Origin of the sequence: Solwaraspora sp. WMMA2056 (assembly GCF_030345095.1) — a bacterium.
Lineage (GTDB): Bacteria > Actinomycetota > Actinomycetes > Mycobacteriales > Micromonosporaceae > Micromonospora_E.
Window position 1 is genome coordinate 964,939 of record NZ_CP128360.1, and the last position, 22,390, is coordinate 987,328.

The following is a 22,390-nucleotide window of genomic DNA, read 5'->3' on the forward strand; positions in this document are numbered from 1 at the left end:
GTGCGGCGCGAAGATCCAGGGCACCGCTGTGGATCGGGGGCGGCTCCGCGCCAACCCGGGGGGCGTGTCGACGTCCGGCGGGTGATCACCCGATCCCCGCCGGACGTCCGCGTCGACCCGCCGGCACCGACACCTCATCCACCGGCGGCACCCTCGCCGCCGCGCTGGCATACTCACACCTGCTCCGGCCAGCCGATCTCCTGCCGTTCCCGGGGCAGCAACGTGATCCCGCTCTCCTGCGCCGCAGCCGCCAACCGGTCCAGGGCCGCCTGCCGGGCGGCCGCTGTCTCCGTACCCGCCACCAGAGCGACCAGGGCCTCGACCGCGTCCCGAGGCTGGCTGCCGCCGCACCGCGACCGGGCCGCCACGGCGTACCACTCCACCGCCAACTCCCGGTCACCCCGGCCTGCGGCGATCGTCGCCTCGATCAACGCGCACCGAGGGTCGTCGCCGGCACCGGCCGGGTCCACCGGTCGCACCGGACCCCGGTCCAGCTCGTCGACCGGCACCGAGTAACTGCGCAGCTGCGTCAACGCCGCGACCGCCTCGGCCAGCCGGCCGTCCTGGGCCAACGCCAGCGCCAACGTGCCGAGGACCCGCCTCCGGTGGCTCGGGTCGCCGACCGCGGTCAGTGCGGCCAGCACCCGACGGGCCAGGTCGACCGCCCGCGCGTACCGCCCCTCCAGCCGCGCGACCTCGGCGAGGTTGGCCCGGGCCAGCAGCCGCAGCCGGTCCTCACCGGTGCGTGCCGCCAGCCGGTCGACGGCGGCCAGCCGACGCCGGGCCGCCCGCAGGTCCCCGACCCGGACCTCGTGCCAGGCAAGGTCGTGCTGGGCCAGGGTCATGTCCCGCACCCGGCCGGTCCGCCCGGCGATCGCCAGAACCGCCTGGGCGTGGTCGCGGGCCTCGGTGAACTGGCCGGCGGCCAGGCACGCCGCGCTGAGCACCGTACGGGTGGCCAGCTCGCCGGCGGTGTCGCCGAGCTGGGCGAACGTGGCCAGCGCCGCCCGGGCGGCCGGCAGCTCCTGGGCGCCGGCACCATGTTCGACCGCCAGTTGCACCACGCCGACCTGCGCCCAGGCCCGCACGCTCGGATCCACGTCGACCATCCGTGGATCGTCGAGCAGTCTGCGCAGCCACCGTCGGCCGGCGACGTCGCGGCCCCGGAACCGCCACCACCTCGGCAGCGCCGCCGCCAGGCGCAGCGCGGTGTGCGGGTCGTCGTTGGCCGAGTGCGCCAACGCCGCCCACAGGTCGCTGGCCACCTCGTCGAGCCGGTTGACCGTCGCCACCAGCTTCGGCCCGGCGAGATCCGCGGTGGCGCGCTCCGCGAGCCCGGCGAACAGGACCGCGTGCCGACGCCGGATGGCGGACAGCTCGCCGTGCGCCGCCGCCCGTTCGGTGGCCAGGTCCCGGATCACGTCGATCAGACGGAACCGGTAGGGGCCGACCCCCCGGGCGCCGAGCAGTCCCAACGACATGAGCCGGTCGAGAAACGGCACCGGGTCGACCGGACCGCCGGCGTCGTCGGTGCCGGTGCCGGTGCCGGTGGTGGTGCCGGTGGTGGTGCCGGTGGTGGTGCCGGGGGTGCCGGTGGCGTCGGGGGTGCCGTCCGCTGCCAGCATGCCCTCGGCGAGCTCCACCGACCACCGGTTGCGCAGCACCGAAAGCCGGCGTACCCCGCGCCGCTCCGCCGGTGTCAGCAGCGTGTAACTGGCCGCGACCGCGTCGCGCAGGGTCACCGCCACCGCTTCCCGCGACGGTGCTCCGGTCAGGTCGAGTGGACGGTCGCCGTACCGGTTGAAGATCTCGTTGAGGTCGAGTGCCCGGCCACGGGCCGCCGCCAGTTCCAACGCCAACGGCAGCCCGCCGAGTCGACGGACCAGCCCGACCAGGGCGCCGACCTCGGTGAGGTGGACCTGTTCCCGCCGTACCTTGCGCAGTCGGGCCAGGAAGAGTTTCACCGCCGGGTAGTCGGCGACCGCGGCGAGGTCCGCCTCGGTGTCTGCCGGCGGCACCTCCAGCGGAGCGACCGGCCACACCCGCTCGCCCGGCAGGCCGACCGGGTGCCGACCGGTGGCGACCACCCGCAGCGTGGGCGCCACCCGCAGCAGCCAGTGCAGCGCGTCGGCGGTGGCGACCGGGGCCCGTTCGACGGCGTCCACCAGCAGCAGGGCGGGAGCGTCGGCGAGCCGGCCCGCCAGGTCGTGGAGGCGGCCGACGTCGAACACGGTCGCGGTCGCGGTGAGTACGTCGCTGACGGACGAGCCTTCGGTGACGACGATCCCGCCGGCCCCGCCCGGCAACTGCCCCGTCACCCTGGCCGCCACCGCCAGCGCCAGGCTGGTCTTGCCGACCCCGGCGAGACCGACCAGGCTGGTCAGTCCCGCGCCGGAGCTGTCGGCCGCGGTGAGGATGTTCGCGAGCTCCGCCACGTCGCAGTCGCGGCCGATCAGCTCCGCTGGCGGCGGCACGCCGCGGCTGCCGCCGCCGGTGGTGCCCGGAGCAGGGTCGTCGCCGTCTGCCCCGGCAGCGACGGCGGCGAGCGTCGGAGCGTACTGGCGGGGGACCGCGGGGCGCAGCGCCGCCGCGTGGCCACGGGCGGCGGCGGCGAACCCGGCCAGGTCCGCGCCGGTCAGGCCGAGCGCGGCGGCGAGCAGCTCCACGGTGGTGCGCTGCGGCCGGGAGGATCGGGCCCGCTCCAGGTCACGGACCGTACGGACGCCGATGCCGGCCCGGGCGGCAAGCTCCGCCTGGGTCAGCCCGGCGGCCAGCCGGCACCCACGGAGCAGTTCGTCGAACCCGACCGTGCTCTGGTCAGGAGCATGATCCGGACTCATGGCAGGAGAGAGTACGCAGCCAGGTGTCGTCCAGTCAGCTATCCGTCAGGCTGACGACCCGAATGGAACGGATTTCCGACACAACCGGGGACTTCACTCCACGTCGACAAGTCCAAGATCACGAGCGATGACCATCCGCTGAATCTCCGAGGTACCTTCGCCGATCTCCAGGATTTTCGCATCCCGCCAAAAGCGGCCAACCGGAAACTCGTTCATGAAACCGTAGCCACCATGTACCTGGGCGGCCTCCCGGGCGTTCTGCACGGCGCACTCGCTGGCGTGCAGCTTCGCCACCGCCGCCTGCCGTTTGAACTGCTCACCGGCGAGCATCCGGGCCGCCGCGTCGTAGTACGCCAACCGGGCGGTGTGCGCCCGTACCTCCATGTCCGCGATCTTGAACTGAATCGCCTGGAAGCCGCTGATCGGCCGACCGAAAGCACGCCGCTGCCCGGCGTACCGGACCGACTCGTCGACACAGCCCTGGGCCAGCCCGACCGCCAGCGCCGCGATCGCTATCCGTCCCTCGTCGAGGATCCGCAGAAACTGTGCGAACCCTCTACCCCGCTCACCCAGCAGATTCTCCGCCGGCACCCGACAATCGTCGAACGTCAACTCGTGAGTGTCCGACGCGCACCAGCCGACCTTCGCGTACCCGGGGGCGACGGTGAAGCCGGGCGTACCGGACGGGACGATGATCGTCGACAGTTCCTTCGAGCCGTCCGGCCGGGTCCCGGTCACTGCGGTGACCGTCACCAGCGAGGTGATGTCGGTGCCCGAGTTGGTGATGAACGCCTTCGCGCCGTTGATCACCCACTGGTCGCCGTCGAGCACCGCCCGGGTCGTGGTGCCACCGGCGTCCGAGCCGAAGCCCGGCTCGGTCAGCCCGAACCCGGCCAGCGCCTCGCCACTGATCAACTGCGGCAGCCACCGCCGACGCTGCTCCTGCGTGCCGAACCGGTAGATCGGCATCGCCCCCAACGAGACCGCCGCCTCCAGGGTGATCGCCGTGCTGGAATCGACCCGGGCCAGCTCCTCCAGCGCCAGGCAGAGCGTGAAGTAGTCGCCGCCCATCCCGCCGTACTCCTCCGGGAACGGCAGCCCGAACAGCCCCATCTTGCCCATCTGGCGGACGATCTCGTACGGGAAGGCGTGCCGCTCGTAGTAGTCGCCGATCACCGGCGCGACCACCTCTTGGGCGAACTCGCGGACACTGTCGCGCAGCGCCACCTGCTCGTCGGTGAGCCGGAAGTCCATGTCCAGGTCCTTTCTGGAGATGCCGGGAGGTGCCGCTACACCGGGGTGACGCCGTGCCGGCGGCGGGAGAAGTGCCGGTCCCGGCCGGCCGCCGCCGCGTACCGCCGGACCAGTTCGGCGCGCAACTGCTCGGGTCGGACGATGTCGTCGACGACGAGTTCGCTGGCGAGCCGGGTGAGGTCGATGTCCTGCTCGTACTCGGCGCGGCGCTGGGCCACGAACGCCGCCCGCTGCTCCGGATCCTCGATCGCCGCGATCTTGTTGGCGTAGACCGCGTTGACCGCGGCCTCCGCGCCCATCACCGCGATCTTCGCGGTGGGCAGGGCCAGCGTGGCGTCCGGCGCGAACCCGGGGCCGGCCATCGCGTACAGCCCGGCGCCGTAGGCTTTGCGGACCACGACGCAGATCTTCGGTACGGTGGCCTCGGAGATCGCGCTGATCATCTTCGCGCCGTGCCGGATGATGCCCTGCTTCTCCACCGTGCTGCCGACCATGAAGCCGGGCACGTCGGCCAGGAACAGCAGCGGTACGTTGAACGCGTCGCAGAGCTGCACGAACCGGGCCGCCTTGTCGGCGGAGTCGACGAAGAGCACCCCGCCCTTGAACATCGAGTTGTTGGCGACCACGCCGACCACCTGGCCGGCCAGCCGACCGAAGCCGACGGTCAGCTCGCGGGCCCACAACGCCTGGATCTCCAGGAAGCTGCCCTCGTCGAGCAGCCCTTTGACGAACCGGCGCATGTCGAACGCCTGCCGTTCACTCGCCGGCACCAGCGCGGCCAGGTCGACACCGGCCGGCGGCTCGACGGCCGCCGTCGCCGGTGGCGGCTGGTGCCAGTTGGCCGGCAGGTAGGACAGGTAGCGGCGGACCACGTCGAGCGCGTCGTCCTCGGTCTTGCAGAGGAAGTGCCCGACGCCGGACTCGGCGCAGTGCACCCGGGCACCGCCCATCGCCTCCAGCGTGGTCTTCTCGCCGGTGACCATCTCGACCATCCGGTCCGACCCGAGGTACATGCTGGCGTTGCCCTCGACCATCGCCACCACGTCGCAGAACGCCGGAATGTAGGCGCCGCCGGCGGCGGACGGCCCGAACAGGGCGCACACCTGCGGAATCGCGCCGGAGGCCCGCACCTGGTTCCAGAAGATCCGGCCGGCACCGCGCCGGCCGGGAAACAGATCGACCTGGTCGGTGATCCGGGCGCCGGCGGAATCGACCAGGTAGACCATCGGCAGACCGGCGTCGTACGCCCGCTCGATGATCCGGATGATCTTCTCGACGGTACGGGCACCCCACGAGCCGGCCTTGACGGTGGAGTCGTTGGCCATCAGGCAGACCTGTCGACCGTCGATGGTGGCTGTGCCGGTGATCACGCCGTCGGCGGGCAGCCCGTCGGCGAGGGCGTTGGCGTACCGGCCGTCCTCCACGAAGGAGCCCGCGTCGACAAGCCGGTCCACTCGCTCCCGGGCGAACAGCTTGCCCCGGTCGGCGTTCGCCGCGTGGTACTTCTCCGCGCCGCCGGCCCGGATCCGCTTGTCCAGCCGGTCCAGCGCCTCACCGTCCAGTGTCACGCCGCCCCCTCGCACCCGCCCGCACTAAACGATCGTTAGGTTACCGCACGACGGTCACCCTCGCGACCCCGACACCCCACCGAACGTAGGCGGGTCAGCTGGTCGGGGTCAGCCGGGTACGGGGCCCGGCGCGCAGCACCCCGGAGGGAAGCTGCCGGCCGACCAGCTCCTCGGCCAGCTCGGCGGCGGCCAGCAGCGCATCCAGGTCGATCCCGGTCTCGACGCCCATGTCGTGCAGCATGTGCACCACCTCCTCGGTGGCCACGTTTCCGCTGGCCCCGGGCGCGTACGGGCAGCCGCCCAGGCCACCGACGCTGGCGTCGAACTCGGTGACCCCCAGCTCCAGGGCGGCCAGCAGGTTCGCCAACGCCGCACCCCGGGTGTTGTGGAAATGCAACAGCACCGGCACGGCGGCCTGCCGGTCGCGCACCGCCGTGACCAGCTCGCGGACCCGGCGCGGGGTCGCCATCCCGGTGGTGTCACCGAACGCGAGCCGGTCCGCCCCGTCGGCCACCACCCGGTCGACGATCCCGGCGACCCGACCAGGTTCGATGTCCCCTTCGTACGGGCAGCCGAAGCTGGTCGCCACGATCACCTCGACGTGTGCCCGCGCGGCATGCAGCAGCGGGATCAGCTCGGCGATGTCGTCGAGGGACTCGGCGGTGCCCCGGTTGACGTTGCGCCGGTTGTGCGTGTCGCTGGCCGACACCACCACCTCGACCTCGGTGAAGCCGGCGTCGATCGCCCGCCGGGCACCGCGCAGGTTCGGCACCAACGCCGAGTAGCGCACGCCGGGGGCACGCCGGGCCCGCTGCCACACCTCGTCGGCGTCGGCCATCTGCGGGATCGCTTTCGGGTGGACGAACGAGACAGCTTCGATCCGGCGTACGCCGGTCGCGGAGAGCGCGTCCAGCAGGCGGACCTTGCCGTCGGTCGGCACCGGCTGCTCGTTCTGCAGGCCGTCGCGGGGGCCGACCTCGCGGATCGACACGGACTCGGGAAGGGGCGTCGTTGCCATCTGCCCAGCATCGCGCGCCCGGGCCGTCCACTCAATGGGATCCGACGAAGGTCACCGATGGGATACCGCGCCGACCGGCGTCGGTGCCGGGCCTCACCGCATCCGGCCGACGATGCCGGTGTCGTAGTCACCGGAGACGAACTCCGGGTGCTCCAGCAGCTCGGCGAAGAACGGCAGGTTGCACTTCGGCCCGGCCACCTCGAAGGCGGCGACCGCCGCCCGGGCGCGGGCGATCGCCTCGGCCCGGTCGGCGCCGGAGACGATCAGTTTGGCCATCAGCGAGTCGTAGAACGGCGTCACGGTGGTGCCGACGGCGTACCCGGAATCGACCCGGACCCCGTCGCCGGTCGGCTCCGTCCAGACGGTGATCGCGCCCGGACCGGGCAGGAAGCGTTTCGGGTCCTCGGCGTTGATCCGCAGCTCGATCGCGTGCCCGCGCGGGGCGAGCGTGTCCGGGTCGAACGTCGGCTCCAGGCCGGCGGCCACCCGCAGCTGCTCCTCGACCAGGTCGACGCCGTAGACCAGCTCGGTCACCGGGTGCTCGACCTGCAGCCGGGTGTTCATCTCCAGGAAGAAGAACTCGCCGGAGGTGGGGTCCAGCAGGCACTCGACCGTGCCGGCGTTGCGGTAGCCGACCGCCTCCCCGGCCCGTACGGCGGCGGCGAGCAGCCCGGCCCGCATCTCGTCGGTGACCGCTGGCGACGGCGACTCCTCCACCAGCTTCTGGTTGCGCCGCTGCACCGAGCACTCCCGCTCGCCGAGGGCGACGACCCGGTCGGTGCCGTCGGCCGTACGCCAGCCGAGGATCTGCACCTCGACGTGGCGTACCCGGGGGAAGTAGCGCTCGATCAGCACGGACCCGTCACCGAACATGCGGGCGGCGAACGCCCGGACCTTGTCGAACTCGGTCCGCAGCGCGTCGGCGTCGGCAGCGACGCCCATGCCCATCCCGCCGCCGCCGGCAGCGGCCTTGACCATCACCGGGTAGCCGATGGTGGCGGCGGCGTCGAGTGCGGCGTCGACGGTTTCGGCGGGCTCGGTGGTGCCGGCGGCGACCGGTACGCCGGCGGCGGACATCAAGTTCCGCGCGTTGATCTTGTCACCCATCGCCTCGATGGCGTCGCCACCGGGACCGACCCAGATCAGCCCGGCCGCTTGCACCGCGCGGGCGAACTCGGCGTTCTCCGACAGGAACCCGTAGCCGGGGTGGATCGCCTCGGCGCCGCTGCTCCTGGCGGCGGCCAGGATGGCGGCCTGGTCGCGGTAGCTCTGCGCCGGCTGGGCCGGCCCGACGCAGATCGCCTGGTCCGCTTCGGTGACGAAGGGCAGCCCGGCGTCGGCCTCGGAGTGCACGGCGACGGTGCGCACCCCCAGCCGCCGGGCGGTACGGATGATCCGTCGGGCGATCTCGCCCCGGTTCGCCACCAGCAACGACTCGATCATGCTTCTCCTCGCGGTCGTGACACCAGGTGCGGCGGGGCTGCGGTCAGCCCCGTGCAGGGCTGCGGTCAGCCGTGCGGGGCTGCGGTCAGCCGTGCAGCGCGGCCAGGGTGGCGGCCCGCAGCAGGGCGGCCCGCCGGTCCCGGTCGACCTCGCCACCGAGGAACGGGGTGGAGTTCATCAGGCCGAACGCCGCGTGGGCCAGCACCCGTGCCTCGGCGGCGTCGAGCTCGCGGCGCAGGCCGGTCAGCACCCCGACCCACTCCTCGACGTAGAGCCGCTGCAGTCGGCGGATCCGGCGGCGCGGCTCCTCCGGGAGCCGGTCGAGCTCGTGCAGGTGCAGAGCGATGACCGCCGGGTTGGCCAGGGCGAACTCCACATGGAACTCGATCAGCGAGGCAAGGGCGGCGTCGGCGTCCGTGGAGTTCGCCGCCACCCGGGCCCGCCCGCCGTCGAGCAGTTCCTCGCTGACCGGAATCAGCGCGGCGGCGAGCATCGCCTCCTTGCCGGCGAAATGGTGATATAGGGCCGGACCGGTGACACCGGCGGCGGCACCGATGTCGTCCATCGAGACGCCGTGGTAGCCACGGGCCGCGAAGAGTCCGACCGCGATCTGGAGAATCTCGTCGCGGCGTGACCGTCGACGAGGTGCGACCGTCTCTGCCCCGTCCGCCGTCGTCGCCTGCTGATCTACCGTCACCTGGCCAGCCTAACCCTGAATCGATCCCGAGTTGAACGCTCGTTCAGCCATTTCAAGCGCTGCCGGCTGATCCGCCGGTGGTCCACGCTGACCCGGCGCTGATATGTGACGATCACCGTACCGTCAGCGGGGGAATGCGTTCACCCCCGGCGGCCGGCCACGACGGCCTACCGGTCACCCGGCGGCGACCGCCAGGCCGTCGACGACCTGCGCCTGCGGCAGCACCCCCAGGGCCGGACCGGGCAGCACGATCTTGCTGGCCCGGATCCCGGAACCGATCACCACGTGCGGCACCGCCACCACCCGGGCGTCCACCAGGATCGGCCACTGCGGCGGCAGCCCGATCGGTGTGATGCCGCCGTACTCCATGCCGGTCGCCGTCACCGCGTCGGCCATCGGGGCGAAACTGGCCTTACGGACGTCCATCAGCCGCCGGACCACCCCGTTGACGTCGGCGCGGGTGGTGGCCAGCACCATGCACGCCGCGTAGCGGACGACACCGCCCCGTTTACCGGCGATCACCACGCAGTTGGCCGACTCCTCGAGCCCCACCTCGTAGGCGGCGCAGAATGCGGCGGTGTCGGCGAGGTCGGGGGCGATGGCGGCCACAGTGATGTCGTCGACGTCCACCGGGACGTCGGACGACCACTGCTCGATCGCGGCGGACACCGGGTCGGCGACCAGGTCGAGTCGGTTCCGGACCGGTTCGGTCCGCAGTCTGCCCAGCACACCGCCATCATGCACCGGCTTGGCGCTGCCCGCCGACCGGGGTTGGCCGGCCCGGCCGGTACCGTGGATGTGCCGTCACACCGACTTCGTCGGCGACACTGACTCCGTCGACGGCACCGAATCCATCTGTGACACCGACTCCGTCGAGCACACCGAGAGGTGACCGTGGCTGCCCCGAGGGCGAGCGTCGTGGTGCCGGTCTACGACACGCAGGCCTGGTTGCCGGCCGCGTTGGCGTCGATCGACCGGCAACCGCACCGGGCGACGATCGAGGTGATCATCGTCGACGACGGGTCCACCGACGCGTCGGGCGAGATCGCGCAGGACTACGCCCGGCGGTCGCCCGGGGTGCGCTACGTCCGGCAGTCCAACGCCGGGCTCGGCGCGGCCCGAAACCATGGGGTACGCCTGGCCACCGGCGACTACCTGGGGTTTCTCGACTCCGACGATCTCTATCCGGACGACGGACTGGACCACCTGATCGCCGTCGCCACTGCGGCGCAGGCACCGATCGCCGTCGGTGACATGCACGGTTTCCCGCCACGACCCAGCCCGCCGTGGCGCGCCGAGATCGTCGGGGCGTCCCGGGTGATCGAATCCGTCGCGCAGGCACCCCTGCTGGTCGGCAACCCGTCGGCCTGCAACAAGGTGTTCGCCCGGGACTTCGTCGCCGACGTCGGTGCCACCTTCACCGAAGGCAGCGCCTTCGAGGACGTCCTGTTCACCCTGCCGCTGCTGCTGCGCGCTCCGCGTACCGTGCTCAGCCCCCAGCTGGTCTACCTGTACCGCCAGCGCGGCAACGGCTCCTCGATCATGGACAGCCGGTTCCAGCCGGCCAAGATCCTGCAGCACCTGACGATCATCGAACGACTCGTCGCCGACCTCGACGGCGTCGACCCGGCGAGCCTGCCGGCGGTGCGCCGGTGGGTCGCGTACATGCAGCTCAGCTACGCCCGCCGGGCCGCCGTGAACCTCGACGACGCGCAGCTGGCCGACTTCACCCGCCGGATGTCGACACTGCTCGCCGACATCGCCGTCCCGGTAGCCGCCGAGTTCGTCGGGGATCCGGCCGCCGGGCTGCGGGCGGTCGCGCTCTACGAAGGACAACCCGATGCGGTACGCCGACCGCGCCACGACGGCCCGGTCCGGCTGCACGGCGGACAGCTGCACCTCGACCATCCCCACTTCGACCGTTACCGGGAGCTGCTGCGGGTGCCCCGGCCCACGGTCGCGGTGCACCGCGTCCGCCGAGGCGACCCGGTAACCGGCGAGTCCGTCCGGCTGACCGGCCACTGCGCCCTGCCCGGTCCCGGCGGCGCACCCGGCAGGGTGCGCGACGACCTGCTGCTGGAGGTGGGCGACACCCGGCTACGGCTGCCGCTGGTGGTCGCCGACGGTGACCCCGACCGGCTGCGCTGGCAGGTCGACCTGCCGCTCGACGGGCTGCCCCGGGGGCGCTACGCGCTGCGCGTGGTGGCCCGCGACGGCGGTGCCGAGCTGGTCCTGCCGCCGGCGGGTGGGACACCGGGCACCCGGGCCGCGCTCACCACCCGGGGCCGGGCGGTGTGGGTCGCGCCCGGCCGCCGTGGCCTGCGGCTGGTGGTCACCGACCCGCTGGTCACCGCAGCAGCGACCCCGGCCCGGTGGACCCGACTGGCCCGGCACCGGGCCGAACGTGCGGCCCGGCAGGGCGTGCGGGCCGCGCGGCACGGCCGGCAACACCTGCGTCGGCTCACCGGACGCTGAGCCGGTCATCCGGCCAGGGCGGTGGCCATCTGGTCCAGGGTTCGGATGACCGCCGGCACGGAGCCGGGATCCGGCAGGCTCAGCGTGGCGACCGTGTCGCCGTGGCGGACCGCCAGGAAGTAGGAGACGGTCGGCGCGGACTGCGGATGGTCGATGCGGCCCCGGACCAGCAACGCAGCCTCCCGCTCGGGGTCGAGCAGCTCGAACGTGATGGTGCCGGGCCCGAACCGGTACGTCGGGCAGGTCCGTACCACCTGCTCGGCGTCGGCGATCGCCCGCGCCGCCCAGTCCGGCTGGAACACCTCGACGACGGCGAGCGCCAGCCCGGTGGCGGTCGGGTGGTGGTAGCGCCGTTGCGCGGCGGCTACCCGGTGCAACTGCGCGGGATAGTCCGCGTCGCGGTAGGTCGGGCAGTCGTCCTGGGCCCAGGGCCAGCGGGGCACCCCGAGCTGTCGTGGCTGGTACGACCAGCCGGGACCGAGCGCGGTGGGGGCGACGAACCAGGTGTCGCGTACCGCCGGGGTGGTGGTGCCGCCGGCGGCCCCTGCGGCCGGCGCGGAGCCGGCACCCGACGCGGCCCCGCTGTCCGGCGTCGCGCATCCGGTGATCAGCAGGGTGGCCACCAGCACCGCCCCGACGAGCCGGGCCGGCGGTGTCACGACTCCTCGACCAGCAGGTCGGCGCGGCTGTCACCGAGCAGCTCCCGCAGCCGGGCGAGGGACCGTCGGCTCTGGGTCTTGACCACCGACACCGACACGCCCAACGTCTCCGCCACCGTCTCCACGCTCTGGTCCTCCCAGTAGCGCAGCACCACGATCGCCCGATCGCGTGGCGGCAGGCAGCCGAGCGCGTCGATCATGGTGAGCCGCAGTGCGGGCTGCTCCGGCCGGGCCGGGTCACTGTCGAGCGCCGGCCCGGGCACCACCAGTTCCTGACCGCTGAGCCGGCGACGGTGGTCCAGCACCACCCGCAGCAACACCTTGCGGCTGTAGGCGTCGATGTTGTCGGCCCGCACCACCCGCGACCACGCCGCGTACATCTTCGCCAGGGCGGTCTGGGTGAAATCCTGTGCCAGATGCCAGTCCCGGCACATCAGGTAGGCGGTCCGACGCAGCCGGGGCGCGGCCGCCTCGGCGAACGCCACGAACTCCTCGTCCGAGGCGTCGGCCGACGTACCCGCCGACGACCGGACCCGGGCCGCCGCTTGGTCCACGGCCGGCCGTGGCTTGCCCACCAGCGGCGCCGGCAGCGTCACCTCAACCGCGCCGTACACACTGCACCCTCATGCCTGGGCACCCCTCCCCGGTGTGGTTCCTCGGTGTCCGCCCCCGCAGACATAGACGTCGCACCGTCGGAAGAAGGTGACAGGCCTAGGGTTCTGCCTGACGTTCACTCTCCGCTCGCTGCCTGTTAGCTTTGCGATAGGGCCCCCTTCCCCTGCCCGGCGGATGCTGTCCGCCCACCGGCCGACTCCTGCGCCGGACCGACGGTATGGAAGGCGAGCTTCTCCGATGGCCCTGTTGAGCCTGATCATCCCGGTCTACCGGGTCGAGAAGTACCTCGCCGCCTGCCTCGACTCGATCCTCGACCAGCAGTGCGACGAGGTGGAGATCGTCGCCGTCGACGACGCCTCCGACGACCGGTCGGGCGCGATCCTGGCCGAGTACGCGCAGCGCCACCGGCAGATCACGGTGGTCACGATGGACCGCAACTCGGGGCTGGGCGCCGCCCGCAACGCCGGGATCGCCCACGCCAGCGGGCGCTACGTCTGGTGTGTCGACAGTGACGACTGGCTGCCGGCCGGGTCGCTCGCGGCGGTGGTCGAACGGCTCCGCCGGACCGACCCGGAGATCCTGATCACCGGGTACGCGCGGGTGTACCCCGACGGCCGGGCCGAGGAGCACCCGGTCACCGACATCGCGCCGGGGCGGCAGTTGCCGGCGGTCTTCTCCTTCGCCGACGAGCCGGGTCTACTCGACGTCCTGTGGATCGCCTGCAACAAGATCGTCGATCGGGAGTGGCTGGCCGGGACCGGCATCACCTTCCAGTCCGGCTGGTACGAGGACGTGTCGTCCGTGATCCCGCTGATGGTCGCCGCCGACCGGATCGCCGTACTGGACCGGGACTGCTACGCGTACCGGCAGCACCACGACGGCGCGATCACCCGTACCGTCAGTGACCGCCACTTCGAGGTGTTCGACCAGTGGCAGCGGGTCTTCACCTACCTCGACTCCGACCCTGGCCGGGCCGCACCGGTCCGGTCGTTGATCTTCGGCCGGATGATCTGGCACTGCCTGCAGGTGCTCGGCCACCCGCACCGGGTGCCCCGGTCCAGCCGGCGGCGCTACTTCCGCGGCACCGCCGCGCTGTACCGCCGGTACCGGCCCGGCGGCGCCTACCCGGTGCCGGGCGGCGCCAACGAGGCGGTCAAGCACCGGCTCGTCGCGGCGAACGCCTATCCTCTGTACGAACTGCTGATGGCCTGCTGGCTGGTGCGGAAACGGCTGTTCGGCTCCCCTGCCCGGGGGATGGCCGCCGCCACGCGACCACGACCTGCGGCGATGACCGGTGCCGGGGCCGGAGCCGGTGGCGGGCAGAACCGGGAGGAGACCCTCAGGTGACACGTGGTGCCGGATCCGACACCAGCGGGCCGGCCGGCGTCGAGGTCACCTGGCGACTACGCGGGCTCGCCCCGCCGCGTCCCGCCGAGCGGCTCGGCCGCGCCGTGGGCCTGCGGGTGCTGCGCGTACCCGGGACCGGGCAGGCCCTCGTCGTCGCCGGCACCGTGGACCGGCTCCGCGACCTGACCCACCATCCGGCCGCCGGCTCGCCGGTACGGTCGGTGACCGTGGTCGTCGCCTGGTGGCGGTCCCCCCGGGTCGGCTGGGGCGGTACGGTCGGCATGCTGCCGCGACTGCGCCGGCACCGGGTGGGGCTGCCCCGGCTGCGTCGGGGCGCGGCCACCGTCCGGCTCGCCGTCGCCGCCCCGGTGGCGCTGCGCGATGCCGTACGGTCGGCGCTGAACGCCCTGGACGGTGCCCGGCCGATGCCGGCCCCCGGCAGCCCGGACGTCACCGGCGTCGTCCCCGCCCGCAGCGGCGGCAGGGCCGGTGGCCGCAGCGGCGGTGGGCCGGCGTTCCTGTCGGCGACCGCGACCGTCACCACCGGTGAACTCACCGCCCGTGACGAGATCCGCGCCCACGACCTGGTCGTCACGCCGGCAGCGGTGGCGCCCCGACCCGACGACGCCGGCACCGTGCTGGCTGGCACCGTGCTGGCCGGTAGCGGACACCGCGTCACCGTCACCGAGGGTGCGCCGATGGTGCTCGTCGACGCCACCCGGATCAACCCACGGGGCCGACCAGTGACGGCGTACCGGTCTTCGGCGCCCGAGGCCACCCTGGAGTTCGCCCGGGGCGGCCGGTCGGCGGCCCGGTTCCGCGCCGACCCGGCCACCGGGCCGGCCGGTGGCCGCACCCTGCAGGGGGCCTTGACCGGGCCCGGCCTGGACGCGACCGCGCTCGCCGCGCTGCGCCAGGTCCGCGCGGTGCACTGCCGACTGGTGCCGGGCGAACACCCGGCGCAGACCGCCGGGCTGCTGGTGCAGATCGCCGCCACCGGGGTGCTGCTGCACGCCCCGGTGCTGCCACCGGCCGTCGCCGACCTGCTCGACCCGGACCTGCGGGCACTGGTGAGCACACCGCCGCCGACCCCCGACCACGACGACCCGGCCGGCACCGCGCTGGCCGTCGAGGCGCGCAGCGTACGGCAGCGCCGGGCCGCGCTGCGCGGGCACGCCGCCGGGCTGCGGCTACCCGCCCTGGCCACCGGCGGGCTGCCGGTACTCGGCCAGCCACCCTCGGTCAGCGCGATCCTGGTCACCCGCCGGGCGGAGCTGGTGCCGGTGGCGCTGGCCGCGATCGCCGCGCAGACCTACCCGGAGTTGGAGATCGTCCTCGGGCTGCACGGCATCGACCTGCCCGAGCCGGCCCGGCGGATGCTGTCCGACTGCGGCCGCCCGTTCGAGGTGGTCCGACTGCCGGCCAGCGCCGACTTCGGCGCGGCGCTCGGCGCGGTGACCCGGCGCGCCCGGGGCACCCTGGTCACCAAGTTCGACGACGACGACAGCTACGGCGTCGAACACGTCTGGGACCTGGTCCTGGCCCGGCACTACTCCGGCGCGGTGCTGGTCGGCAAGGGTGCCGAACTCGTCCACCTGGAACGTGAAGGGGTCACCCTGCGCCGCAGCTCCGGGGTGCCCGAAGCGTACGGCGACGTGGTGGCCGGCGGCACGATGCTGCTCGCCAAGGGCGATCTGGAGGCCGTCGGCGGGTGGCGCCCGGTGCCCCGCTCGGTCGACCTCGGCCTGATCGAGCGGCTGCGCGCGGCGGGGGCGAGCGTCTACCGCACCCACCCGCTCGGCTACCTGTACCACCGCCGACCCACCGGGCACACCTGGGATCCGGGCGAGGCGTACTTCGTGGACAGTGCGTACGCCCGCTGGCCCGGGGTGCCGCCGGACGCGATGGCCGACCCGGTCAGATCACCATCGACGGCAGCGGCCAGCGACGCAGCCGGTGCGGCAGCCACACCAACTGGTCCCCCACCTTCGTGACCAGGCCCTCCTCCCCGAACTCGCGGGCGATGTCGATGTCCACGCCGGTGACCGGTGCGCCGTCGACCAGTTGCGCCAACACGGCAAGGTAGGCCGGGTCGTCGATGGTCAGCAGGTTCAGCTGACCGGTGCGCCGGTCCCGTACCTGCACGAAACCCGGGCCCTGGCGGTAGGTGCACTTGTCGAAGTAGAAGGCGTCCCGCCAGGCGGTGGTGGCCGCCGCCGACGTCGCGGCGTCGGCCCCGACCAACTCGACGGCGACCGGCGGGCGCAGGTGCCCGTACACCCGCCACAGGTCGTCGTCGCCGCCGGGCAGCCGCACCGACCAGTCGATCTCGATGGCGTAACTGGTCGCCTCCCGGACCAGCACGAGTCGGCGTACCGCGTCGGCCGCCGCCGCCGGATCGGCCACGGTGAGATCGACGACGCCGGGCAGGACGAGCTTGCGGACACCGTCGGCGTGCCAGTCGGCGACGGCGTCACCGACCGGCCCGGTCACCTCGGCCGGGCCGAGGTCGATGCCGGGGATGTCGGCCACCGCCGGATCATGGTCGCGGTGCCGCCGTACGGTGATCGGCCGGGACGGCCCGGCGGCGACGGGGGTGGTGGTCAACGGGCTGCTCCTGTCAGAAGGCGGTTCCGGTCAGACGGCGGTGAGCGCGGGCACTGGCTCCGGCGCGGCGTTACCGGCGGCCCCGACGGCGTCGGCGGACGCCGCCTCTTCCTGCGCGGCCGCCCGCTCCTGATGCAGGTGGTCGATCCGGATCAGCTCCTGGTTCATCGCCCTGGGGGCGATCTGGATGAACTGGTCCGCGTCGGCGAAGACGATGCCGAGTTCCCGCCAGCGGGCCAGCAGCGCGGCGACGGCCGGCTCCGGTACGTCGATGCGCCGGGCCAGTGAGGCGACGCTGTGCGGCTGGTCCAGTTGGCGGAACGCGGCGATCTCGGCCGGGTCGGTCAGCCGCAGCACATGCCAGTCGAAGTGCCGTCGCTGGCTGACCAGCACGATCTCGTCGCCGAGGTCGTGGTGGGTGAGCCGGCTACGGGCGTACTCGTGCTGCCAGTGGGTGACGGCCCGGTCCAGCTCGTCGCCGACGTCGTCGCCGATGCCCTGGGTCGGGGTGTCGAAAATGTATGCCAGGTCCATCAACTCGGATTCGGGCAGGTCGTAGATGAGCCGGTACTGGGCGGCCGGGCGCAGGTCGGTGAAGCCGAGCGCCGGGTTGACGAAGTACGGGCTGAACCGTTCGATGGCGATCCGGGTGCTGCCGTCGGCCGGGCAGAGGTGGTGCAGGGCCGGCATCTGCTCGATGATCGACCGGTAGTCGGCGTCGGTTTCGCCGGGGAAGCCGTACAGGTAGTTCCAGGCGATGGTGATGCCGCTGGTCTCGGCGTCGCGCAGCATCCGCACGTTGAGGCAGCCGGTCACCCCCTTGTCCATGATCTTGAGTACCCGGCTGTTCAGGTTCTCGATGCCGGGCTGCACGCTGACCAGGCCGGCGTCGGCGAGCGCCTGCACCTGCGGGCCGCGCATGTTCGACTTGATCTCGTACTGCAGCCGCAGGTCGTAGCCGGACTCGGCCAGCCGGGGCAGCAGCGAGGTCACGTAGCTCATGTCGAGGATGTTGTCGACGACGAACATGTCCAGCACCTGGTGCCGCTGCACCAGGTCGATGATCTCGTCGTAGAACCGCCCCGGATGCTTGCTGCGGAACTGCATGAACGACCCGTTGAGGCCGCAGAAGGTGCAGTGGTGCTTCTCGCCCCACCAGCAGCCCCGGGCGCCTTCGACGACCAGCCGGGGTTCGACCCAGTGGTTGGCCCGGGAGCTGGCCAGCCGCTCGAAGTAGCCGGTGTAGTCGGGGCTGACGATCTCGGCGGGGGGCAGCGGGGCGGTGCTCATCGGGTTGGCCACGTGCCGTCCGGCGGCGTCGGCCCAGCAGAGACCTTCGATCCCGGCCAGGTCGGGCCGACTGTCGGTGTCGATGCCTGTGTCGGTGTCGCGCAGGGCGGTCAGCAGCTTCGGGAACGCCGCCTCGCCTTCGCCGCGTACCACGTAGTCGATGAAGGAGAAGTTGCGGTGCATCGCCGCGCCCTGCTCGCCGTCGCAGTTGGCGCCGCCGAGCACGGTACGGATCCGCGGGTCGAGCCGCTTGACCGCCCGCGCGGTGGCCAGGGCGGCGGCGTTCTGCTGGAACGTCGAGGTGAACCCGACGATGTCCGGCTGCCGCTCGACGATCCGGGCGGCCACCTCGGCGACGAACTCGGGCACCGTACGGTGCAGCTCCAGGTTGCGGGTGAGGTCCCGTTCGGACATCTGGCCCTGCACCCGGGTGACGAACTCGTCGACCCGCCACTGCGGATCGTCGTAGAGCGCGGAGGAGAAGACCCAGTCGCCGCAGCCGGAGAAGTAGGTGAACAGCGAATAGTAGTAGTAGTCGCTCAGGCCGAACTCGGTGCGCTCGACCACCCAGTCGACGAAGTCGAGGTTGGCGTGCATCACGTCGACCTGCGCGTCCGGCACCTTCTGGCGGACGCTGTTGGTGAGGATGCCCAACGCCAGCGACGGGACATCGATCGATGACCACGGCATGTTGACCAGCAGGATCCGCATGTGCCCTTCTTCTCCTCGTCGGACTTGTTTCGATCGCACCAAGGTGTGGTGGGACTCGCGTGCGGTGGGACTCGCTCGCGCAGTGGATGGAGGCGGTCGGTCGCGCCGGCAGACAGCGGTGGTCCGCCCGCCTCCACCCCGTACGGCCGGATCAGAACTTGATCTTGACCGTGACCGTGACCTGGACGCCCGCGCTGCGAAGCTGGTCGCGGTTGCCGTTGATCGGGTCGTTCTCGACAACGTTCTTCCGCATGCCGTTCACCTCCTCTCCGATCGACGATGGACCTGTCAACGTGCGGAAACGCGGGTCAACCGACCGGCCTGGCCATCGCAAGCGCGACCGGGGTCCCCTCCTCCTGCACGCCGTCGAAGTGCCGCTGCATGAACAGCAGCACGGTCTGCGTCAACGCGAGATGGCTGTGCGCGTCGAAGTCGTCGTGCCCGGCCCGCCGCCGGACCACCTGGTGCGGCACCCGCCGCGCCGCGAGCAGACCCGCGTACCGCTCCACCGGCTCCGGCGGGCAGCGCACGTCGTCGCTGGAGACAGCGAGCAGCACCGGCGCCCGGACCTGGTCGACGTAGGTCACCGGGGACGACCGGGCGTACGCCTGCGGCACCTGCTGCGGGCTGCCGCCGAACAACGTCACGTCCAGCGCCTGGACCGCCGGCGAGGCGGCGTGGAACGCGGCGACGTAGTCGGCGACCGGGCTGATCGCCACCCCCAACCGCCACAGCTGCGGCTGCACACCGAGGGCCAGCAGCGTCAGGTAGCCGCCCCACGACGTACCCCACAGGGCGACCCGGCCGGACTCGATCGCGCCGGCCGCGACCAGGTGTTCGCGGACCGCCGCGAGGTCGGCGATCTGGGTCAGCCCGACCCCGTCGCTGAAGTCGTTGCGCCACGCCGAGCCGTACCCGCTGGACCCCCGGTAGTTGACCCGCACCACCGCGCATCCGGTGCTGGCCAGCACCTCCACCAGCGGGTCGTACGCGTCCCGGGCGTGCTGGGACGGCCCACCATGGACCAGGAAGACGGCCGGATGGGTGGCACGACCGTCGTTCGGCACGGTCAGCAGGACGTGGATCCGTCCGCCCGGACCCGGCACCCACAGCTCCTGGCGGGTGTTGTCGTCGACCGGCACCGCCGCCGCGGCCGGATCCGACTGCGCGCCGCTGTCCGGCAACCGCACCCCGCTGTCCGGCAACCGCACCCCGCTCGCCGACCGCAGCTGAGGGGGCGTCAGCGAATCCGTCCAGATATAGACGAGCTCGCCGTCGGGCCAGACCGCCGCGTCGAGCACGCTGCCCGCCGGGGTCGGCGACACCACACTGGTACGGGCGGTGAGGTCCGCCTCGTGCAGCACCGTCCGCGCGTACCGGTCCTGCCGGATCAGGATCCGCCGACCGTCCGGGAACCAGCTCGCGGTGATCTCGGTGTCGTACCAGCACCATTCGTACGTGGTCAGTCCGCCGTCGGCGGTCCAGGTCGCCGGGAAGTAGCGTCCGTCGGACTCGACCACCAGCAGCAACCGCGCCTCGCCTCCGCCGGGCGCGAAGCCCAGCGCCCAGACCCGCCGACTGGTGCGGCCGGCGATCCGGCTGACCGGCGTACCGTCGCGGTCCAGGACGGTGACCGCGTCGGGGGCCGCCGCGTCGGTGCCGACCACGGCGAGGTCACCGGCCGGATCCAGGTCGACCAGGTACGCGTACCCGTCGATCCGGGTCACCTCGGTGATCCGGCCGTGCGGCTGGCGGCGGTGCAGCGTCAGACCGTCGTCGTCGGCGAGCCCGACCAGGGCCGTCCCGTCGTCGGCCATCGCGATGCCCGCGTGCCGGGCGGGCGCCACCCCGGGCAGCGCCGGCGTCGTGGCGAAGCTGGTGGTGGGGCCGTCGGGAAAATCGGTGGTACGCCAGACACCGACCCCGGCCAGGTCGTCGTCGAACCACCACACCGTTTCACCGGCCGGGTCGAGCGCAGCCCGGATCGTGCCGGTCGGCCGGTCGGTCAGCTGCGTCAGGGCACCGGCCCGGCGGTCCCAGGCGAAGATCTGGCACCGCCCGTCGGCGTCACCGACGTACACCAGCCGGTGCGGTGCGTGTTCGGCGACGACCGGCAGCGCCGGGTAGAACAGCCGGTACTCGCGACTCATCGACGTGCCTCCTCGACCTGTGACTCCGGCTTGGGCTCTGCCTCGGACTCTGGGCCCGACGACGGCTCGGGCCCGGGGGGCGGTTCGCTCCCGTCCTCGCCCTCTTCCGTGCCGGCACGCAGATGCCGCAGGCTGGCGGTGGTGTAGACGGCCAGCAGGGCCAGCAGGGCGGCGAACACCAGCGCCACGGCCGACGGGCTGTACCACGCCACCAGCAGCCCGGCGAGCAGCGGCGCCGGGGTCTGCAGCACCTCCCCGGCGGTGCCCATCACGGTGCCGACCCGGCCCTGCAGCTCGTCCGGGGTCAACGCGATGACCCGGGACTGGAAGATCACCCCGAGCAGCGGGCTGAGCAGGAACACCAGGCCGAACAGCAGGCCGTACGTCCAGGTCTGCCGAGCCTGTGACATGGCGACGACCAGGGCCACCATCGCCCATGACGAGACGACGATGACGGTCATCGGTCGGACCCGGGCGAACACGGCCGGCGCTGCCAACGCGCCGGTGAGGCCGCCGATGCTGGCGACGGCGAGAATGAGCCCGATTGACGCGGCCGGAGCGCCCTGCTGGCCAGAAGTCAGAATTGCGTAGTAGATCAGTGCGCCGAAAGTGAAGTTGATGGCGGCGGCCCAGATGGTGACGAATCTCAAGAATGGCTGCTGCCAGACGAAACGCAACCCGTTCCGCAGATCAGCGAGAAATGACGTACGTTCCGCGCGCACCGGTGTGAGGTCGGTACGAATTGCCGACACCAGACAGGCGGAGACGACGTAGGAAACCGCATCCACCAGAAATGGCACCCATCGCCCGAGCTGGTAGAGCGCACCGCCGATCACCGGCCCGACGACCTGTACGGCGTGATTGCGCGCCTCCAGCCGGGACAGGGCCAGCTTGTCGTCGGCAGGGAGGACCCGCCGGATGGACCCGGCACCGGCGGCCTCGTACCCGCTCTGTGCGACGCCTTCCACGAACGCCGCACCGGCCAGCAATGCCAGGGTGACCGCGCCGACGGCGACCCCGGCGAACAGAGTCGCCATCACCACGGCCGCCACCACCAACGAAACGACCATCATCTGCTTGCGTGGCAGCCGGTCGGCCAGGACGCCGGCCACCGGAGCGGCGGCCAGCCGGCCGGCCAGCGCGAGCGCGCCGACGAGTCCGGCGGCTGCCGGCGACCCGGTGACCGCCAGCGTCACCAACGGGAACACGATCCCCGATGTCTGAGATCCCAGTTGATCGACCGCACCAGCGATCCAGTACAGACGGAAATCTCTTCTTCGCGTTGCTTCAGCTGCCGTCACATTCGGCGTCGAGGACGCGTGCATCAGATAGACCAAATCATCGGCGTCAGTGTCCCAGATCGTTGATTGAGACTTTCCCTACGAACGCTGATCAGGCGCATTCAATCGACTGGCCGCCCCCGATGTGGCCGTGCACAGAGGCTAACAGCGACACCAGCCCAAAGCAAGCATGTAAATACGTTGAGCCACCGGACAGCAGTTCACCAGGTGATTCAATCTGAACTTATGGTCATTCACCCTGAGAATCGATGCTAAGCCGCAGGACCGACTATTACGGAACGTCCCATACACAACAACGACGCGCGGCCATCTTTACCCGCCAAGTAGCCGATGTCAGTCGCAAGACCGGCATCGGTAATATTGTAGGGACAAGACGGTTGTCTACCGTAAGTCGGATTCTGCCCGGGAGGGGAGC

The 22,390-nt window shown here is 72.1% G+C and carries 16 protein-coding genes; 3 read left to right on the forward strand and 13 right to left on the reverse strand.

Translation table 11 applies throughout. The annotated features are described in order from the left end of the window. Window positions 1–173: 173 nt before the first annotated feature. The 7 genes from O7608_RS04500 to O7608_RS04530 all read right to left on the reverse strand — a co-directional run bounded on the left by O7608_RS04500 (window position 174) and on the right by O7608_RS04530 (window position 9,546). Window positions 174–2,840, reverse strand: a complete 2,667-nt coding sequence (locus O7608_RS04500) for an ATP-binding protein (RefSeq protein WP_289208769.1) — start codon at window positions 2,838–2,840, stop codon at window positions 174–176. Window positions 2,841–2,933: 93 nt separating this feature from the next. After that, window positions 2,934–4,094 carry an acyl-CoA dehydrogenase family protein gene (locus O7608_RS04505; RefSeq protein WP_289208770.1) on the reverse strand — a complete coding sequence of 387 codons (1,161 nt, stop codon included), beginning with the start codon at window positions 4,092–4,094 and terminating at the stop codon, window positions 2,934–2,936. Window positions 4,095–4,129: 35 nt separating this feature from the next. Continuing rightward, entirely contained in the window at window positions 4,130–5,662 is a 1,533-nt protein-coding gene (locus O7608_RS04510; protein WP_289208771.1) for an acyl-CoA carboxylase subunit beta, read from the reverse strand. A gap of 94 nt (window positions 5,663–5,756) precedes the next feature. Further along, window positions 5,757–6,680 carry a hydroxymethylglutaryl-CoA lyase gene (locus tag O7608_RS04515; protein WP_289208772.1) on the reverse strand — a complete coding sequence of 308 codons (924 nt, stop codon included), beginning with the start codon at window positions 6,678–6,680 and terminating at the stop codon, window positions 5,757–5,759. Between the two features lie 93 nt (window positions 6,681–6,773). Further along, window positions 6,774–8,123: an acetyl-CoA carboxylase biotin carboxylase subunit gene (locus tag O7608_RS04520; protein ID WP_289208773.1), complete on the reverse strand. Its 1,350-nt coding sequence runs from the start codon at window positions 8,121–8,123 to the stop codon at window positions 6,774–6,776. Between the two features lie 85 nt (window positions 8,124–8,208). After that, the gene (locus tag O7608_RS04525) at window positions 8,209–8,820 is read right to left on the reverse strand and encodes a TetR/AcrR family transcriptional regulator (RefSeq protein WP_282224608.1); all 612 of its coding nucleotides are present in this window, start codon (window positions 8,818–8,820) and stop codon (window positions 8,209–8,211) included. A 174-nt stretch (window positions 8,821–8,994) separates the two neighbouring features. Next, on the reverse strand, window positions 8,995–9,546 hold the full coding sequence (locus O7608_RS04530) for a YbaK/EbsC family protein (RefSeq protein ID WP_289210777.1): 552 nt from the start codon (window positions 9,544–9,546) through the stop codon (window positions 8,995–8,997). Window positions 9,547–9,714: 168 nt separating this feature from the next. Here O7608_RS04530 and O7608_RS04535 point away from each other — a divergent pair, with 168 nt between their 5' ends. Then, window positions 9,715–11,295 carry a glycosyltransferase family 2 protein gene (locus O7608_RS04535; RefSeq protein ID WP_289208774.1) on the forward strand — a complete coding sequence of 527 codons (1,581 nt, stop codon included), beginning with the start codon at window positions 9,715–9,717 and terminating at the stop codon, window positions 11,293–11,295. A gap of 5 nt (window positions 11,296–11,300) precedes the next feature. Here the strand turns inward: O7608_RS04535 and O7608_RS04540 are convergent, their stop codons facing one another. Next, window positions 11,301–11,954 carry a hypothetical protein gene (locus O7608_RS04540; RefSeq protein WP_289208775.1) on the reverse strand — a complete coding sequence of 218 codons (654 nt, stop codon included), beginning with the start codon at window positions 11,952–11,954 and terminating at the stop codon, window positions 11,301–11,303. Then, on the reverse strand, window positions 11,951–12,568 hold the full coding sequence (locus O7608_RS04545; RefSeq protein WP_289208776.1) for a SigE family RNA polymerase sigma factor: 618 nt from the start codon (window positions 12,566–12,568) through the stop codon (window positions 11,951–11,953). The genes O7608_RS04540 and O7608_RS04545 overlap by 4 nt, the downstream gene beginning before the upstream one ends. 238 nt (window positions 12,569–12,806) lie before the next feature. Here O7608_RS04545 and O7608_RS04550 point away from each other — a divergent pair, with 238 nt between their 5' ends. Together O7608_RS04550 and O7608_RS04555 are read left to right on the forward strand one after the other, a co-directional pair. Further along, window positions 12,807–13,916: a glycosyltransferase family 2 protein gene (locus O7608_RS04550; RefSeq protein WP_289208777.1), complete on the forward strand. Its 1,110-nt coding sequence runs from the start codon at window positions 12,807–12,809 to the stop codon at window positions 13,914–13,916. Further along, entirely contained in the window at window positions 13,913–15,910 is a 1,998-nt protein-coding gene (locus O7608_RS04555) for a glycosyltransferase family 2 protein (protein ID WP_289208778.1), read from the forward strand. Before O7608_RS04550 ends, O7608_RS04555 begins: the two co-directional genes overlap by 4 nt. Here the strand turns inward: O7608_RS04555 and O7608_RS04560 are convergent. The 4 genes from O7608_RS04560 to O7608_RS04575 form a co-directional block, all read right to left on the reverse strand. Beyond that, window positions 15,834–16,523, reverse strand: a complete 690-nt coding sequence (locus O7608_RS04560; protein WP_289208779.1) for a DUF5825 family protein — start codon at window positions 16,521–16,523, stop codon at window positions 15,834–15,836. The genes O7608_RS04555 and O7608_RS04560 overlap by 77 nt on opposite strands. 30 nt (window positions 16,524–16,553) lie before the next feature. Then, window positions 16,554–18,524, reverse strand: a complete 1,971-nt coding sequence (locus O7608_RS04565; protein WP_289208780.1) for a RiPP maturation radical SAM C-methyltransferase — start codon at window positions 18,522–18,524, stop codon at window positions 16,554–16,556. Window positions 18,525–18,832: 308 nt separating this feature from the next. After that, on the reverse strand, window positions 18,833–20,674 hold the full coding sequence (locus O7608_RS04570; protein ID WP_289208781.1) for a S9 family peptidase: 1,842 nt from the start codon (window positions 20,672–20,674) through the stop codon (window positions 18,833–18,835). Next, the gene (locus O7608_RS04575; RefSeq protein ID WP_289208782.1) at window positions 20,671–21,999 is read right to left on the reverse strand and encodes an MFS transporter; all 1,329 of its coding nucleotides are present in this window, start codon (window positions 21,997–21,999) and stop codon (window positions 20,671–20,673) included. The genes O7608_RS04570 and O7608_RS04575 overlap by 4 nt, the downstream gene beginning before the upstream one ends. Between the last annotated feature and the right edge of the window lie 391 nt (window positions 22,000–22,390).

What these genes read in the sequence shown, in the direction of transcription:
- O7608_RS04500 (WP_289208769.1), bottom strand. Translation starts at nt 2,840, where the DNA reads ATGAGTCCGGATCATGCTCCTGACCAGAGCACGGTCGGGTTCGACGAA.
- O7608_RS04505 (WP_289208770.1), bottom strand. Translation starts at nt 4,094, where the DNA reads ATGGACTTCCGGCTCACCGACGAGCAGGTGGCGCTGCGCGACAGTGTC.
- O7608_RS04515 (WP_289208772.1), bottom strand. Translation starts at nt 6,680, where the DNA reads ATGGCAACGACGCCCCTTCCCGAGTCCGTGTCGATCCGCGAGGTCGGC.
- O7608_RS04520 (WP_289208773.1), bottom strand. Translation starts at nt 8,123, where the DNA reads ATGATCGAGTCGTTGCTGGTGGCGAACCGGGGCGAGATCGCCCGACGG.
- O7608_RS04550 (WP_289208777.1), top strand. Translation starts at nt 12,807, where the DNA reads ATGGCCCTGTTGAGCCTGATCATCCCGGTCTACCGGGTCGAGAAGTAC.
- O7608_RS04565 (WP_289208780.1), bottom strand. Translation starts at nt 18,524, where the DNA reads ATGCGGATCCTGCTGGTCAACATGCCGTGGTCATCGATCGATGTCCCG.
- O7608_RS04570 (WP_289208781.1), bottom strand. Translation starts at nt 20,674, where the DNA reads ATGAGTCGCGAGTACCGGCTGTTCTACCCGGCGCTGCCGGTCGTCGCC.
- O7608_RS04575 (WP_289208782.1), bottom strand. Translation starts at nt 21,999, where the DNA reads ATGCACGCGTCCTCGACGCCGAATGTGACGGCAGCTGAAGCAACGCGA.